At 64.5% G+C, this 17,279-nt stretch carries 12 protein-coding genes; 4 read left to right on the forward strand and 8 right to left on the reverse strand.

Annotated features, from left to right (window positions below; translation table 11 throughout):
* Window positions 1–325: 325 nt before the first annotated feature.
* From FVP60_RS05010 to FVP60_RS05030, 5 genes are all read right to left on the reverse strand, one after another.
* Complete coding sequence (locus FVP60_RS05010; RefSeq protein WP_147825126.1) at window positions 326–1,741, reverse strand: hypothetical protein; 1,416 nt, start codon at window positions 1,739–1,741, stop codon at window positions 326–328.
* Window positions 1,741–3,081 (reverse strand): S8 family peptidase, encoded by a 1,341-nt coding sequence (locus FVP60_RS05015; protein WP_147825127.1) that lies wholly within the window; start codon window positions 3,079–3,081, stop codon window positions 1,741–1,743. The genes FVP60_RS05010 and FVP60_RS05015 overlap by 1 nt, the downstream gene beginning before the upstream one ends.
* Window positions 3,081–3,563, reverse strand: coding sequence for a hypothetical protein (locus FVP60_RS05020; RefSeq protein WP_147825128.1), 483 nt, complete (start codon window positions 3,561–3,563; stop codon window positions 3,081–3,083). The genes FVP60_RS05015 and FVP60_RS05020 overlap by 1 nt, the downstream gene beginning before the upstream one ends.
* A gap of 83 nt (window positions 3,564–3,646) precedes the next feature.
* The gene (locus FVP60_RS05025) at window positions 3,647–3,937 is read right to left on the reverse strand and encodes a WXG100 family type VII secretion target (RefSeq protein ID WP_147825129.1); all 291 of its coding nucleotides are present in this window, start codon (window positions 3,935–3,937) and stop codon (window positions 3,647–3,649) included.
* Between the two features lie 31 nt (window positions 3,938–3,968).
* Window positions 3,969–4,289 (reverse strand): WXG100 family type VII secretion target, encoded by a 321-nt coding sequence (locus tag FVP60_RS05030; protein ID WP_147825130.1) that lies wholly within the window; start codon window positions 4,287–4,289, stop codon window positions 3,969–3,971.
* A gap of 676 nt (window positions 4,290–4,965) precedes the next feature.
* Between FVP60_RS05030 and eccD the strand changes: the two genes are divergently transcribed.
* From eccD to FVP60_RS05055, 4 genes are all read left to right on the forward strand, one after another.
* Window positions 4,966–6,303 (forward strand): type VII secretion integral membrane protein EccD, encoded by a 1,338-nt coding sequence (gene eccD / locus FVP60_RS05035; protein WP_147825131.1) that lies wholly within the window; start codon window positions 4,966–4,968, stop codon window positions 6,301–6,303.
* A gap of 4 nt (window positions 6,304–6,307) precedes the next feature.
* On the forward strand, window positions 6,308–7,651 hold the full coding sequence (gene eccB / locus FVP60_RS05040; protein ID WP_147825132.1) for a type VII secretion protein EccB: 1,344 nt from the start codon (window positions 6,308–6,310) through the stop codon (window positions 7,649–7,651).
* 8 nt (window positions 7,652–7,659) lie between these two features.
* Window positions 7,660–9,012 carry a S8 family serine peptidase gene (locus tag FVP60_RS05050; protein ID WP_187240564.1) on the forward strand — a complete coding sequence of 451 codons (1,353 nt, stop codon included), beginning with the start codon at window positions 7,660–7,662 and terminating at the stop codon, window positions 9,010–9,012.
* 217 nt (window positions 9,013–9,229) lie between these two features.
* Window positions 9,230–10,189 (forward strand): hypothetical protein, encoded by a 960-nt coding sequence (locus FVP60_RS05055; RefSeq protein ID WP_147825135.1) that lies wholly within the window; start codon window positions 9,230–9,232, stop codon window positions 10,187–10,189.
* On the opposite strand, the gene eccCa is transcribed toward FVP60_RS05055, so the two are convergent.
* The 3 genes from eccCa to FVP60_RS12985 are packed head-to-tail and all read right to left on the reverse strand — an operon-like array spanning window position 10,128 to window position 17,163.
* Window positions 10,128–14,096, reverse strand: a complete 3,969-nt coding sequence (eccCa, locus tag FVP60_RS05060; RefSeq protein WP_147825136.1) for a type VII secretion protein EccCa — start codon at window positions 14,094–14,096, stop codon at window positions 10,128–10,130. The genes FVP60_RS05055 and eccCa overlap by 62 nt on opposite strands.
* Window positions 14,093–15,757 (reverse strand): RDD family protein, encoded by a 1,665-nt coding sequence (locus FVP60_RS05065; RefSeq protein ID WP_187240565.1) that lies wholly within the window; start codon window positions 15,755–15,757, stop codon window positions 14,093–14,095. The genes eccCa and FVP60_RS05065 overlap by 4 nt, the downstream gene beginning before the upstream one ends.
* Before the next feature lie 32 nt (window positions 15,758–15,789).
* Complete coding sequence (locus FVP60_RS12985; protein WP_187240566.1) at window positions 15,790–17,163, reverse strand: hypothetical protein; 1,374 nt, start codon at window positions 17,161–17,163, stop codon at window positions 15,790–15,792.
* Between the last annotated feature and the right edge of the window lie 116 nt (window positions 17,164–17,279).

Below are 17,279 nucleotides of genomic sequence, written 5' to 3' on the forward strand. Positions count from 1 at the left end.
CTCATCTTGAACCGCTCAGCTGGCAGATAATGCCATCGACCCGATCTGCTTCTCCTGGGACGGAGATTTCTGGATCAAATCGGGCCCATCGGCGCTGGAAACCGGGCCAATGATCGCCCCATCCTCGCGCCGCCTGCGCGCTGAGCGAGCGAGCAAGCAAGAACCCTGCAATAGCGAAGCAACCCGCAAGCGCACTACCGATGACCGCCGGCAGGTGCCCAGCCCACACGCCTACCATCAACGCCATGCCGACACCGATACACGCCACCATGAGGATGGCGAGTACCGGCGTCGACAACGCTGGTATTGGTGGGGCGGAGCGCAATTACTCGCCGAGATCTTCGATGCGTGCCCGACCGCCGGCTTCTGCCGCCCGCGAACGTGCACCGACCTCATCGTCGCCATCAAGTGATGGTGCGACAATGCCACCCATGCCGTTGCGGCGCTTCTTGTTGTCGGAGCTGCCGCCCTGGCCCGAGCCACCCATCATGCCGGAGCCTGAGCGCCCGGCACCGCCCTTGGTTCCGGAACCATTGCTGGCGCCGCCAGCAGCGCCAGATGAACCCATCATGCCGCCCGAGCGTCCGGCCGATGCGGCGGCCGCACCGCCGCGACCGGCAGCGCCGCCGGCCGTGCCGGTACCGCCCATCATTCCGGTGGAGCCGCCGAGGTTGCCTGCGAGGCCAGCGCCCGTGCGGGTTCCGGCCATGAGCTTTGCGCCACCGAGCGCTACGCCACCGCCGGCGCCGCCCACGAGGGCCGCGCCACCGCCGCCACCGATACCGCCAGCACCACCGAAGCCAGTGCCGGGGCCGAAGCTACCGACCGGACCAGTCGGGCGAGGCCACGTTGTTGAGCCGCTGCCCGTCGGGTCGTCCGGCGTCCAGCCGATCGGCGGGTTGGTGGGGTCGAATGTCGTAAACGGGGGGACGGGGGGATTTGTTGGATCCCACGGGTCTTTCGGCCACGGACCGCAACTAATCACCGTGGGCGGATCGGTCGGAGGCAGAGCAATCGGCGGGTGTGGCGGGCCAACCGGGGGCAACGTGTTGTTGTTATCGATCGGGCCGCCAATGCCGATCTGTGGCTGCTGCGCAAGCTGCCCGTTGAACGAGTTGTTCATCGGGTTGTAACCCGCGCCAGGAATCGAGTCATACGACGATTGGTTGGGCGGGGCGCCTGGCGTGTTGGGAGTGCGGGAATCGTCGTCATCCTGCCTTTTCTCGCGGCTGCTGTCGAAGGTGACCGCGTCCATCGCATCACTGATCGACTTGACCTGCTTCTGAGCCTCGGCCTCACGGGCGTTTGCGAGGTAGTTGTTGATCGAGTCTGCCGTGTAGTCGCTCGCGATCCATGACAGCGGTCCGAAAGTTATCGTCGCGCCCGCCACGGCGCCGCGCACTGCTGCTTCTTGCCACCACTCCATCTTGGCCGGGTAGCTGTCGAGGGTGTTCATCCCGTTCTGCGCCATGGTGCGGCGAGTGGTGTTGGCCAAGTCAACCGTGGTGTCAACCACGGTCAGCTTCGTGGCGAGTTGGCTCGCCTTGAGCTTGACGTTGTCCATCGCGGTGTCTGCGGCCACCCGCACATCACCCTGGAGATCGTCTGGCATGGCATTCGTTAGCGCCTTTGACAACTGCTCCAGCGCGATCGTGATTCGCGCGTTGTGCGTGAGACGCACGTCCGCTTGCCACGTTGATAATTCCTTGAGCTTCTGCTCCCAATAACCTGCCTGTGACATTACAGTCCCCCTTCAGACTGTCCGGGCTGACGCCGGAACTTTATGACAGAAACCACAACTACTGCAATACCGGCGAGCATGATGCCGCCGCCGAGCAACCACGGCAACACGCCCGGCCCACCGTTTTCGGCAGCTTCAGGCGCCGACGATTCTTCTACTTCCGCCGCCGTCTTCGTCGGCTTCGGCGACGCCGTCTCCTCTGGTTCCGGAGTCGGCGTCGGCTCGTTCACCGCCGCAACATCCTCAGCCGACGGCAAGCCACCCGACTTATCCATCAACGGATTCTCATCCGGATACGACAACGGATCAGACGACAAGATCCCAGCAAGCGAAACGAAACCGTACCCATACCCGTTCGTGGTGTCGCGACCCAGACCATTCTGCGCACTCGCCGTCGTATGAATCAGCGCCTGAATCAGCTGATTACCGGTCGCCGTCGGAAACTTCTGCTTCGCCAACGCCAACACGCCGGCAACCAACGGCGCGCTAGACGAGGAGCCATTGCCCGTTGACAGACCCGACCAATCACCGACATCACCAACCTTGCCGATGTTGATCCCGGGCGCGACAACAGTGATCTCCGGCGTGACCACGGGGCCACTATTGTCGTCACGCACCATAAGATCAAGCGTCTCAGAGACCGCGGCGACAGAAACCACACCGTTTGCGCCGACCGGGAACGTCAGATCGACTTGGTTCTCATCGTTCGGTGAGGACGAAACGACGATGACATCGTTTGCGAGTGCATACGCGAGCGCTTCGTAGTCCTCAGCAGGACTCGTCAAGCCTCGCGAAATAGAGATGATGTCATTACCTGCGTCAACCGCCGCGACGATAGCACGGCCAACCGCAGAGCGCTGATCAGCACCCACGCTATCGAACGTGCACTCATCTTCCTCATTACCCGTGACGTAGACCTGAATATTCGCCCCCGGCGCGATTCCACCTGTGTCACCATCAATGCCGAACGGGCGCACCAGTAACTGAACCACCCCAACGCCATGACGCGCGGAATCGGTCGTCTCCGCAGTGACGCCGACGCTATCACCGCACACGAACTCTTCGTTGACGGTGAGCTTCGCACCGGCGAGCGCGGGGGCGTCAGGGTTGATTTGTCCCTCGATGACGGCGATGTTTACGCCTTCACCGGTCCAGCCTTGCGCGTGCGCGTCAGCGATGCCCATTGCCGGATACCACCAGCCGGTCGGATCGATCGCAGCATGCGCGGGCTCCGCCGGAACCGTGATCGACGGCACGACAAGCGCCGCGGCAAACGCCACGGTCAGAGTGAGCGCACTTAACCAGGTGTGGTGAGAGCGCCGCTGGGGCTGAGCGGTCATTAAGCTGACGCGTCTCCGCTGCCGTTGCCGAAGCCAGCATCCTTCAGCTGATCTGAGGACGGCCCACTGGTTCCGCTGCCTGCAGGCGACGTGGGAGTGGTGCTGTTTGGCGGCGGCGTCACCGTGCTCTGCATGAGCTCTTGAACGTTCTCGAGCATGACCGCGGAACGCTGCGACTGGTCGTCTTCACGAGCATTGAGGTCGGAGATCACCAGTTCTAGCGTGTCGAGTGCCTCCACGAGCTCGTTGTACAGCACACGTGCGTCACCGGAACGAGCGGCAAGCGACGTTCGGAGATTCGAGGTGAGCTGCGTGAGCGACCCGATGCCGCCGTTCTGTTGTTCCTGCCCGTTAACGACAAAGCGCCGCACGTTCGACTGCATGTTGGTCAGCGATCCCTCGCCGCCGCTTTCCATCTCCAAGAGAAGGTTGGTCATAGCGAGCTTGACCGACTCAGAGTTAAACGAAATGTGGTGTGCCATGTTAGATCCCCTCAATCTTTTCTGACGCACGGTGGGGCGGACGCAACAGCGCCCGCCCCACCGATAAAAGGTGACTCAACGAGTCAGGCGCCGAAGCGGCCAGCCGAAGCCTTGTCTTGCTGCATGTAGCCCTGCTGGATGTTCGTGGTCTCGGTCGAGATGCGAGCGAGAAGCACGTTCATCGCCGTGATCGACTTGGTCCACTGTGCCTGAGCGTTGGCGTACGCAGCCTTTGCGTCACCATCCCAAGCAGCGCTGAGCTTGTCGACCTTGCTCTTCAGCTCGGCAAGAGCTGCGTCGATGCGACGGTCGTTGGTGCGGATCTCCGACGCGAGCGTCTCAAGAGCAGCGGGGTTTACGGAAAATGAATCCATCAGAATCTCTCCTTAATTCTCCGGACGCCCGTTAGGACGCGCCGCCCATCATCGAGTTCAGGTTGCCGATCGTGCCCTGGAAGGACTCGTCCGATGCAGCCTGATCGCCCGCCGTCTTGCGCAGCGAGTCTTCGAGCTGGTCGAGAATGTTTGCGATCTTCTTCGCTTCCATCTCCCAGTTGTCGATCAGCGAGTAGTAACGCTGAGCGGCCGGTCCGGTCCAAGCGCTACGTGTAGCGCTTGCTGCGGCCTGAACTGCGTTCACGCGCTGCGTAATGTCTTGCTTGGCTTCGACGGCGGCCTGTGCACCAGCAACAAGCGCTCCCGCCTCAGCAGAAATGCGATCAACCATTTGATCATCCCCTCAATATCCCCGGGCAAACAGCGTGCGATTGCTGTTTGTCGTCTGACAGGCAAAACGATACGTTGCTCGACGCACAACCGACAAGTCCTATTGCTTAGAGTTCACTCATCTAGCGTCTTTCACGGCTCCCATTCAGCTACGCGAGGCGTGGTTCCGTGGCCTGAGACGTGGTTCCGTGTGCCTGGTGCAGTGTGCCGCTTCCTGGTTCCGTGTGCCGTTTCGTGGTTCCGTGTGCCGTTTCATGGTTCCGATGTCCGTGGTTCCGGTGTCGCGCGCCGCAGGAACCGACGCGAGAGCAGGAGATCAACGCCGCACAAGGAAACCACGGCCAAAATCTCCTTCCCCGGCGTGAATCTCCTGCCCCCACGTGGCGCCGGGCACGCCAGGCGCGTCGAGCGGGGCACGGCGAAGCACGGCCGGGCACGCCGGGCAGGCCGGGCGGGGCACGGCGAAGCAGACCCAGGCCAGGCGCAGCACGGCGAAGCAGACCCAGGCCTAGCCAGGCCAGGCTCAGCTGGACCAAACCCAGACAAGGCCGAACCGAGGCGCGCGAAAGCTGAGGGAAAGCGAGGTGCCATCCGCGCAGACGATAGGTATTGTGGTGCAGGGTACGTTCGCGCGCACGCAGCATGGCGCGAATTGCCGTGGGAAGAGGGGACTCCGCGTGGCTAAGGCGCAAACCGCACCGACCGACCTGTTGCGCATTTCGATCGTGGGCGAAGGTCGGCGACTTGATGTTGCCATTCCGCGTCAGGTTCCGCTGATCGAGGTCATGCCCACTTTCGCGCGAAACCTCGGCCTGCTTGATGCCCGCATCACCACCACCGGGTATGTGCTGCAGCGCGTAGACGGAACCCCGTTGAAGCCCGCAATGAGCGCTGGGGATCAAGATGTAGAGAGCGGAGACGTTCTCACTCTCAGCCGCGGCGGACTCGTCGCAACCCCGCGCGTCTATGACGACATTGTCGAAGCGGTGCTCGATGTCACCGGTGCGCAGCATCCGTGGAGCGCGAAAGACAACGCCCGCACGGCGCTCGCCATCAGCCTGAGTTTCGTTGCCGTGTGCGCCGTACTGCTGCTCACCGGCGGGCGCGGCGAGCTGCTGCCCATCATCATCGGCGGCAGCGGGTTTGTGCTGCTTCTCGCCGTGAGCGCCTTCGTTTCACGCATGGGAGAAGGCGAAGCGGGTAGCTCACTAGGCTTGGCCGCCGCGGCGTTTGGCGCGCTCACGGCGTACCTCGCGGTTCCGGATTCCGCCAGCTTCTGGGGCTGGCCGATGGCCGCAGCCGGAGGCGGCGCGGTGCTTGGCGGCGCGGCCGCGCTGGCACTAAACCCGAGCCGACCCAGCGTGCAATATGTTCCGCTCATCACGGGCGGCGCCATCGGGCTCGCCGGAGTCGCGGCCGCCATGTGGCCGTCATCGGCGTTCGCCTCATACACGGTGATGCTGGCGGTGACGGCGGTGCTCGCCAACGCCCTCCCCTGGCTCGCGCTCGGCTCCACGCAGATTCGGGTGATTTCGCCGCACACCGACGCCGAAGTTTTCGCCGACCCGGTGCCCATCAACACCGAAACGGTCTACAAGAAGACCGCGACCGGTCACCAGTCACTCACGGCGTTGCGCTGCGCGCTTGGCCTCGCGATGCTGATTGCGACGCCGCTGGTTGCCACCGGCAACGGCTGGTCAGTGTTGCTATGCGCCTTCGCATTCGTCGGCCTGATGTTCCCCGCACGCATGAGCTTCGCGCGCTCACACGTGCTGGTGCTGCTGATTCTCGGCGCTCTCGGCATCGCGGTCACGAGTGTGGTGGCGGCGCTTTCGCAGCCCAACCTGGTTCCGGTGATGCTGATCGTTCTGGCAAGCGTTGCCGGCGCCACCATCGTGATCACCGTGCTTTCGCCGCGCGCGCGCCTTCGCCTCGCCCGACTCGCCGACACCGCAGAGGTGCTCGCGCTGGCCGGCATTCTTCCGCTCGGCATGATCGCCTCGGGGCTGGTGTAAGCGCGTGGCAAGCAAAAGCGACCTGCTTGACGCCCAAGGATTCTCCCGGCGTCGCCTGCTGACCGCGTTCGTCAGCGGAGCGCCTGGCGGGCGCGAACTGGAACCAGCAAAGCCGTTGCGAGGTGTGGTTGCGGGTATCTCGCTGTCGATCGTCGTGCTGCTGATCGGCCTGTTTATCAGCCTGATGCAAAAGGGTCTGCCCTCCGACTGGGGCAACGGCAAGCTGATCATCGATCAGTCGACTGGCTCACGCTACGTGACCGTCGACGATGAGCTGTGGCCGATTCTGAACATCGCGAGCGCTCGACTCCTGCTGGAGCCTGATGCATCGGCCAAACCGATCGTGGTGAGCGGTGGATTGCTGACGGGCATTCCGGTGCGCGACACGATCGGCATTCCCGGCGCACCCGATACGATCCCCGCACCGGGCAAGCTCGTCAACACGGGCTGGACTGCGTGCGTTGCCAACGAAACGGGTCAAATCGACACCCGCATCCTCTCCCAGCCGATCGCCAGCCAAACCGCACTCGACGAAGCCACCGTCGTCACGTTTGAAGACCGCATCTGGGTGATCTCAGGCGGACTGCGCATGGAGGTGCCTGCCTCGAGTGCCGACGCCATTCTTCGCGACGTTGGTCTTGGTTCCGCCCCGCAACACGTGGTGACAACCAACTGGCTGAACCTCTTCGAGGAGGGCGATGCGCTCGCGCCGCTGACGGTGGGTGGTGCGGGTGAGAAGCTCGCCGACTCGGAGTTGCGCGTCGGCGATGTGATCTTCACAACCACGACCGATGCATCGGTGCGATACCTTGTGCTGCGCGACGGGTCGCTCGCCGAACTCTCGCCGCTGGCATTTGCGCTGTACCAGCACGGTTCGTCGTACTCGGCAGAGCGCACCTTTGAGGTCGACGGCCCCGCAATCGCGTCGATGCCAAATACCTCAACTCCGGTAACCTCGGCCGACTGGCCGCGCGCAACATTCACGATGATGCCCGCGCAAGAGGCGCCGTGCGCATTGACGACAGACAATGACGGAACCGCGCAATCGGTGCTGGCATCGGTGGCAGATACTGACGAGCTCGCGCCTCAAACCATCGTTGAGCCGTCAATGGGCGCTCTGGTGAACGTGGCAGGCTTCGGTCAAGACGAGGGCGCGGTCACGTTGCTCATCGACTCGACCGCGACGAGCTACGCCATTCCCGGTGCCGACGAAAGCATTCTTGCCAAGCTCGGATACAGCTCGAGCGACGCAGGTACCGCTCTTGCGCCCTGGCTTCAGCTGTTCAACGGCGGCCCCGACCTCACCCAGGCGGCGGCCGGAGCGCGCAGCGATGGCTCGACGAAGTAGGGGCACTGATGTCGCTGAGCAGTAAAGTTCGCGCAGGGCTTGCTGGCGCGGTCGTCGGCGTGCTGTGCCTGCTGTCGCTGCCTGCGTCTGCGGCGGTGGGGGTTTCTGGGGTTTCTGGGGTTTCTGGGGTGGTGGGGGCTTCTGGGGCGACTGGCGTTTCTGGGGCGACTGGCGTGGGCGCGAACATTCGCGATATGGCCGAGGCGGGCTCATGTCATGAGGGCAATCCGTCGTACATCTTGTTGGACTCCGGCATGCCCACCTTCAACGCGATGCAGGTAGCCTCCGCGTGGGACGTGAGTCGTGGTTCCGGCGTAACCGTCGCCATCGTCGACTCTGGTGTCAATGGTTCCGACCCCCGACTGCAGCGCGCACTTTTGCCCGGCATCAACCTGGTAAACGACGGCACAGACCCGAACGGGTGGACCGATCTGTACGGCCACGGCACCGCGATTGCGGGGCAGATTGCGGCGCGACCGAGCGATGCGTCAACGCTCACGGGTCTCGCGCCGAATGTGAAGATCTTGCCCGTGCGGGTGTATGCCGCAACGGACGAGCAAACTGCCGAGGCCGGCCACGGGCTCACCACCGACCGCCTTGTTGCGGGAATCCGAGCGGCGGCCGATGCGGGCGCGCAGATTATCAACGTGTCGATCTCGAACGAGTCGGCGTCAGACGAAATCGATCAGGCTGTGGCGTATGCGACGTCCAAGGGTAGCCTCGTCGTGGCGAGCGCAGGCAATGTGCAGGGCGCGCTCGATGTGACGAGCGGCGGAACCACGCAGTTGCGGTATCCGGCTGCGTCTCCCGGGGCGCTGGGGGTTACGGCGTCGTCCGTGCCTGGAAACACCGTCACCGACGCCAGCGTGCATGGCGCTCACGTTGATATTGCGGCGCCGGGGCAGAGCATTCTCACGCTCGGGTTGAACACGGGTGACTGCGTGTACGCGGCCGATGCGCCGGCAACCAGCTATGCCACCGGATACATCAGCGCGGCGGCAGCGCTTGTCGCGGCGGAGTTTCCCAAGGAGACGCCGGAACAGTGGGCGTACCGGTTGACAGCGACCGCGCTGCGCGGCAACCCCGACCAGCGATCCGACGTCTCTGGCTGGGGAGTCGTGCAACCTTTTCAGGCGCTGACGATGGTTCCGGGCCCCGATACGCGCGGCCCAGCGTCACCCTTCTTTGACACCTCAGGCGAGGCAGAACCGGCACCGCCGATCGCCGTCGAGCCTCCAGGCAACCAGCACGCTGTAGACCTTGACCGGGTTGTGCTGATCGGCGTCTGCGCGTTCGGTTCGCTGGCGCTCGTGGGCTCTGTTGTGGCGTTCCGCAATCGCGGGGCCCGCGCCCGCGGGTAGGGGTTGCGAGTTTGCGCCCGCGGGTAGGGGTTGCGGGTGCGGGTAGGGGGTTGCGGGGGTTCGTTGTGCTGATCCTTTGCCGGGGTGCCTGGCGCGGGACCTCTGGGTGTTGCGGGGCGCGTCGAGCTCGGTCGTTTGCGGGATGACCGACGGGCGTCAACATTAGAAAATCATAGAACATTTGTACTAATGTCTACCCACCGTGAGATAATTAAACATGGCATTGACCGACGAACTTCGAGATCTTCTCCCCACACTGAGTGGGCGCGAAGCGAGCGTCGTCGTGAGTGAAGCCGAGGAGATTGCCTCATCGAAAGCGTTTGAAGCCGAGCTCGGTGCGCTGAGCGATACCCGGTTGCGGGCGCTGAAAGACGAGATGGTGGCGGTTCAGCGTCGATGGGCCGCAATGATGCAGACCATGACCGGACTGGTTGCGCGGCGTTCGCGCCGCGAGTTTGGCCACCGCGGGTTCGCCGCGAAAGAGGGGCATCGCTCGGCAGTCACGCTGCTCCAAGACGACCTGGGAGTGAGCAAGGCCGAAGCGGCGCGACTCGTGCGCGTGGCCGAGGCCGTAATCGATGCCCCTGGCGTGGCCGGGGTGCCCGATAGCGAAACTTGTGACGCCGACCGTGTAGCCCAGGCGCAGGCTATCGCTGAGGGCGACGAGCCGTCCGTTGATGACGCTCCCAACAGCGAAGACCGGCGGTCCGGCGCTTCGACGACATCCCGACCGTGGCATGAACCGCTGACACGGGCCGCGCGAGCAATGAAGCTCAGCACAACCCAGTTCAACGCCATCATGAGCGGCCTCGGAGAGCCACCTCAACTTCGACGCGATCTTGATGGCCAGCCAATCGACGAGGATGGCCAGCCATTGCGGGCACGCGGCGCCGACGCGGACGAAGACGCCGATACGCAGATGAATGCTGCTGCAGCCGATGAATTCGACGCAAGCGCGATTGAAGCGTGGCGGCTCGCGGCCGAATCACTTGTCGACGAAGCAAGCATCCGGACGGTGAGTGACGAGCGCTTTCAGGACAGTGCGTTTCACGGGCATCCTTTGGTTTTTTGCCAATGGTACTGCCCAGGCACCCCAACCGCGCGCCGAGTTTCTCCTAGCCGTTCTGACCAGGCACGTAGGCCAGCTGGGCGGCGAAATGCCCGGCATCGCGGCTGACCACCTGCGCGCGACCCGGCTCACTCGGAACCGGCTTCACACGGCCAATCAGCCCACCCTCTTCCGGCGAACCGCTCAGCAGAATGCCCGTGACGCCCAGGTCGGCGAAGCGCTGCAAAATCGGGTCGAACGCGGCACGACTAGCACCACCAGAGCGACGCGCAACGACGACGTGCAAGCCGAGGTCGCTCGCCTGCGCAAGTAGCCCCTGCAACACAGCGGCTGGGTTGCCCTGACTGGTCGCTACAAGGTCGTAGTCGTCGATGAGAATGAAGCCCTCTGCTCCCGTCCACCACGAACGGTTTCGCAACTCCTCCGGCGTGACGTTGGGGCCAGGCATACGCGTCTGGAAGAACGCGGTCAGCTCTTGCAGGCCACTGGTCGCCATATCGTGCGAGGTCAGGTACGCGCCGAGATACTCGGGCGGAACCTCGCCAAGGTTTGCGCGGCGGTAGTCGACCATGAAGATCTTCGCCTTATCCGACGGATACAGGCGCATGATCTCGTGAGCAATCGCACGCAAGAACGACGACTTGCCCGAGTCGGAGTCACCGTACAAGAACAGGTGCGATTCGTTGCGCAAATCCAAGCCAAACGGCGCCAGCTGCGTCTCTTCCACGCCGAGGAGGATGCGCGGGTCGTCTGCGGGGGCAAGAGCACGCACCTCGTCGAGCGAAATCATCGTCGGCAGCAGACGCAGCTTCGGGCCACGCGGTCCCTGCCAGGCCTCAGACATGCGCGCCACAAGATTCTCGATGCCGTCAGCCAACGTCTCCGGCTGCTGATCGCCATCAATTCGCGGCAGCGCCGTAAGGGCGTGAAGCTTGGCCGAGGTGAGCGCCTGACCGGGCGAGTTCGCCGGCACGTTCACCGCGATCTTGCGGTCGATCTCGCTGTCTGTCGGGTCACCCAAACGCAACTCAACGCGCGTCTGGATCGAATCCTTCAACGCCGCACGAATCTCCATCCAGCGGTTCGCGGTGACCACAATGTGCACACCGAAACCGAGGCCGCGCGCGGCGATCGCCTGCAGACGCTGTTCCAGAATCTCAAACTCCTGGCGCAGCGTTCCCCAGCCGTCAACGAGCAAGAACACGTCACCAAAGCCATCGTCCACCCGCCCCTCGGCGCGGCGACGACGATACGTATCCATAGAGTCAATGCCGTTGTCGCGGAAGTACACTTCACGCGCGTTCAGCACGCCCTCAACCTCGGCGACCACGCGTCGCACGGCTTCTTCTTCGGTGCGCATGGCAACACCAGAAACGTGCGGCAGATCCCGCATGCCGATGAAGCTACCGCCACCAAAGTCGAGCACGTAGAACTGCACTTCAAGCGGCGTTGCGGTCAGCGAGAGCGACGCCACCAGGGTGCGTAGCAGCGTCGACTTTCCGCTCAGCGGTCCGCCGACAATGAGCATGTTTCCGCCCGCGCCGGCGAGCGAAACGGTGAGCTGCTCGCGGCGCTGTTCCAACGGAATATCGACGATGCCCAGCGGAACCGTCAGGCCGCCTCGCGAACGCCAGGTCGGGGAGATGAGTCCAAGCTTGGGGTCTACAGCCAGGTCGCTCATCAGGTGATCAAGCGTCGCCGGAACCTTCAGCGGCGGCAACCACACCTTGTGGGCGAGCGGGCCGCGGCCGGTCATGCGCTCCACCGCGATGTCAATGGTGGCGCGCTCTTCAGCCGGCCCCTGCGGCACGATTACCGCGGCGTCGTCACTGTCTTCATCGATGTCCAACGGCTGTGCACCAGCGGTGAACAGGGCGATGTCGCGCGAATAGTCACGCACCACCTCCTCTTCCTGCTTGCCGTGCTTCATGATCGTCTTCGGCGGGCCAGAAACGTACGCGGCGCGGAACTGCGTCATCGTTTCGGTATCCGACTTCAGATAGCCGACACCTGGTTCCTGCGGCAACGTGTACGCGTCGGGAACACCGAGCACGGTGCGCGACTCGGCGGCCGAGAAGGTACGCAAACCAACGCGGTACGACAGGTAGGTGTCCAATCCGCGCAGCTTTCCCTCCTCCAAACGCTGCGAGGCAAGCAACAGGTGAATCTGCAACGAACGACCCACGCGGCCGATGTTGATAAAGCTCTCCACGAACTCGGGCTTCGCCGCGAGCAGCTCCGAGAACTCATCGGCGATGATCAGCAGCGCGGGCAGTGGCGCCAGATCCGTGCGGCCATTGCGGCGCGCCTTTTCGTAATCGTTGACGTTGGCGAAGTTGCCGGCAGCGCGCAGCAACTCCTGTCGCCGCACCACCTCACCGGTCAGCGCATCCTGGAAGCGATCGACGAGACCAACCTCGCTACCGAGGTTAGTGATCACGGCCGACACATGCGGCATATCGGCCATGCCAGAGAACGTCGCGCCACCCTTAAAGTCCACGAGCACGAGGTTCAGTTGTTCCGGCGAGTGCGTCAGCACAAGCGACAACAGCAGCGTGCGCAACACCTCAGACTTACCCGAACCGGTGGCACCGATCAGCACACCGTGCGGGCCCATGCCCTGCTCGGCCGCCTCCTTGAGGTCAAGGTAGATCGGCGCGCCCTCCGTGGTCTGGCCAATGGGCACGCGCAGGCGGTCGCGCTTGGGGCGCCGCGCCCACGCCTTGTCAAAGTCAATCTCACGCACATCCGGCATGTGCAGCAGGTCGGTCAGCTCCGCCTGCCCAACGATGCGCTGATCATCGCCCGCACCCACGGGTTCCGCCGAGTACAGCGGCAGCAGTCGGCGAGCGGTCGCCTCCGCCTCCGCGATCGACATCGCGTCGGGGTTCACGAATTCGGAGCGGGTGCGCACGCGTACCAGCTCAACACCGCGATCTTTGCCCGTCGAAGCAAACGCGAGGCGCATGCGACGCGGGTCTTCCAGCGTCTCCCACATCGCGGGCATCTCAATAACGGTGAAGCCGGCGAGAGGGTCGGAACCAATGAGCGGCTCAGAATGCGAAATGGCAACGCCGTCAACCAGCACAATTACGTGACGGCCCTGGCGAACCTCGGGAGAAAAGCGCGGCGCCTCTGACACCTCGCTCGGCAACAGGTCGCGCAGCTCGTCGAATGACGACACGATCATGCGCGCGGGGCCCACCTTGTCACGCACCCGCGGCGACGCGGCGTGGGGCAGCCACTTCACCCATTCCCACTGGTCGGCGTATGCGGGGTCGGTCACCACCGCGATCAGCACGTCTTCCGGGGCGTGAAAAGTTGCCACACTCATCACCATGGAGCGAGCGAGCGAACGCACCGCCTCCTCGTCGTTGCCGACGATTTCAACGCGCGCGTAGTCGGTGAGGGAGATGGTTGCCGGCAGATCTTTCTGCATCTCGTGCGTCAGCATCAACCGGTGAGCCGCAGAGGCGGCCACCGGGTCAAGCTGCGCGAGCGACGGCAGAGGCGGCGCCTCCAGCGCCAAGCACAGCGGCTGATCATTGGTTCCGATGCGCGTCAGCAGGTAGTCGTCGTCACCGGCAGAGCGCTCCCACACTCGAGCGCCCTCTTCAACCAAGAAGGTCAGCGTCGACGGATCTGGTGACACCCAGTTGCCGTTGCGGCGCTGCTGGTCGGCCGCAGTGCGGACGGTTTCACGCAACTCACCGAGATAGGCAAGATACTCGCGACGAGCAGCCAAAACCTCACTGTTGCGCTGCGAACGCTGACGCCATCCATTCACGGCAACAAAGCCGAGCGCCGACATCAAGAACACGCCAGCCGTCAAGAATCCGGTTGGTTTCGGGTTCATCGTGACCACCATCACGACGGCACCGAGGCTACCGAGCATCGGCAGCAGCGACGTCATCAGGCCGCTGGCGCCCTCTTTTTCTTGCAGTTCCGGCGGCGCCTCCAGCGTGACCTTGCCTGAGGGCACGCGGGGCGGGGCCAGGCGCGAGGGACGACTCATGCGGAACCTCCGGATAGCGGGCTCATCGTAAAGGTGCGATCACCCAAGCGAATGCGCAAGACGCCGTCGGCAGACGTGCGCACGCCGGGCGTCAGCACCTGGGTGCGGCCGTCGGCGTAAATCAGTTCGGTGCCGTTGGTCGAGCCCAAATCGGTCACCCAGAAGCCCGTGCGGTCTTGCTCCCACCGCGCGTGGTTCTTCGAAATCGTGGTCGAGGTGTCGTTGACGACAATCATCTGTGCGGCAGACGCGCTGGGGGCGCGGCCCAGCACGGCAGAGCTAAACGCCGCGACAACTTCGCGCTGACCAGAATCGAACGTCAGCACGGTGCCGCCACTGGTGGGCGCTGGTGGTGCATCAGAACCCTCGACATAGCTCGCACGGCGCGTGCGCTGACGCAGGTCGCCATTCGGCTCGGGCGGTGCGGGCATTTCCGGCGTCGCAGGGGTGCGGCGCGGGCCGGGCGCGGCAGCGTCCTCCGCCGCTGGCGTGCGCCGCGGACCGGGAGGCGCAGTCGGCTGCGGAACCACGGTGCCGGGCTGCGCGGGAGCGGTGCCGGGCTGCGCGGGAGCGACAGCAGGCTGCGGAACCACGGTCTCGGGCTGCGGCGCCGCCACAGGCGCGACGGGTGCCTGCGACGCCTCCACCGGGACGACGGGTGTGGCCGGCGCAATGCCCGGCGTAGGTTCAACGCTCGGCGTGGGCGCGGCACTCGGCGCGGGCGTGAGGCTCGTCGCGGGCGACAACGATTGCGCGGCGCGCGCACTCGACTGCTGCGGCAGGTAGGCGGCCAATGGTTCCGGCTGCTCCGTCGTCGCTGGCCGGCGGCGGCCCGTCGAGCCAGAATCCTCCGCCGTGAGCTCAACGCCAACGTCTGCCGAGGAGAGCGTGGCCAAGTACTCCGACTGGGCGGCCTCCTGGGCAACCTCTTCGGCCTCAATGCGCGCCTGTTCAGAGGGGATCGACACCACAACGGTGCGTGCGGCGCGATCGGCAATCGTGCGGCGCTTGCCCGTCGAATCGCCGGCGGCCGTCAGCTCAACGGCAATGGCGCCGATGGCGGCGAACAGCGCACCGACACCGGTGATGGCCGAGCGCACGCCCGAACGCACCAGCCCCGGCGACTGCGGCTCATCGACACGCGAAACCCGCGTGCGGGTGAGTAGCTTGCCCAGGCTCGCGCCCATATGCGCCTGCATCACCATGAAAATGATCGCCACCTCGACGCCGACGATGACGCCAAGCAGCCACGACGAAGACAGGAGCCACGCGCCGACACCCGCCACCGCAATCACCGCAAGGTCAATCACCAACGACAGCACGCGCGTTCCGACGCTCGCGGGCGTGCCAACAAAGGCGTTACCCAACGCATACATCGAGGTGATGCGCGAAGCGCCGCGGGGCGCGCTGGGCTTGGAGTTGGCGCCGGGTGCGGAAGAACCGCTGGGCGCGACGGAACTGCTGGGCGCGGAACCATAACCCGCGTAGGCAGGTGCGCTCTGCGCGACCGGCAACGGCTGCTGTGCGAGCTGACCGATTTGCGGGCCACTCGCGGGCGTCGCATAGCCCGGGTATCCCCCGTGCATGTCGAGGGGCGCACCCGTTGCCTGACGCTGTTGCACGCCACACACCGGACACACGGTCGTTCCGGCCTGCAGCATCGAGCCACACTGCCAACACACCTGAGCTTGCATTAGTTCATCGCCCCCTGCACGGCATGAATAAGACCGGCGCCGACGAAGGCGGCGGGAAGCGCGAAGACCAGCGCCATCCCCTCCACAATGTCGGCAAATCGCGACCAGTAAACGCTGCGAGCACCTCGGGCCAGCAAGATGACAGACGCAGCAATTGCGAGGCATCCGAGCAGACACCCGATGGCAATGCTCCAGCGCGCCACATCGGGCAGCCCCGCAAACACCACAACGATCGTCAACAACGCGACCACAAACGCGGTGCCGCGCATCACGGCCTTCAACGCCCGAGACGAAAACTTGCGGGCGCCCAGGGCCAGCGTCAGCACGACGCAGCCAATCAGCACGAGCCGACCGATGAACTCGATAAGCGGCACACTTGCCAGCGGCAACACCACCACCGGCACACTCATCACGATGAGCGCGCACGCGGCCATCGTGATGACCTGCATGCGAGCCGACGAACGAATCACGAGGTCGGTGACGCGCTTCACATCAACGGTGGTGATGGCGGCGGGAATCACCTCACGCACCGCAAAGCGGGACTGCTGGTGCTCGGCAAAATCGATAAAGATTCCTGGCGGAACGTGCATCATGGTGGTCGGAATCGCCCGCATCAGCAACGGCGCCGCCCCCAAAATCACGCACGCCGCGACCGCACCCGGCAGATTCAGCACGAGCACGGCGGCAAGCACCAGCGCGACACCAACCGCCACGGCACCCAGCGAACTCAGCTGCGCGCGTTCCGCGGAGTAGCGGGCGAGCACAGCGATCACCGAAAAGAAGATGGCCTGCACCACGGCGATGGTGATGAGCGTGACGATCGGGCTGAATTCGGCGGGCGACGACACGGTCACAGCCCATGCGGCCAGGAGCGCGGCGGGTCCGAGCGCAAACGCCCCGCGGGCAACGGTGTCGACGCGCCGTCGGCGCACGTAGAACACGGCGCTGATGACGCTGGCACCGACCAGCGCGACAAACACCGGGTAGTGCCAGCCGGTGGGTTGCGTCATTGGCGCGACAAAGAAGATGGCGGTGGCGACGAGACCCGCGATGGCCATCAACCACCAGGCGAAGATCGCGTTGCTCTGCGCGGTGGCATCATCGGCGCCACGGGTGCGCCGCACGGGTGCCCCGACACGGGTGTCAACGATGGCAACAATGTCGCCGTCGTCGAGGTCGCCAAGCACACTGCGCGGATCGACGAATTCGCCGGAACGCTCGCGATAGATGCGCTGTGAGGTGCGTATCGTGGCGCCGCTGGCTCGCAACACGTCGATGAGCGGCATCGACTCTGGTGCGATGATGTCGCGCCGATGCTCACCGACACGAATACCGATGCGGCGCTGCTCAGAGTCGGGAATCAACGTCGTCATGGGCGTAGCTCAGCGCGCGCTGTGTGATTCACAAAAAACACCGAGCCCCCTCCCCTGATGACGGATGCGACGGGTTTCGGCGGCGCGCATGCGCTCTGCGATGCCGAACCGTCCTG

The sequence above is a fragment of the Microbacterium mitrae genome, assembly GCF_008017445.1.
Lineage (GTDB): Bacteria > Actinomycetota > Actinomycetes > Actinomycetales > Microbacteriaceae > Microbacterium > Microbacterium mitrae.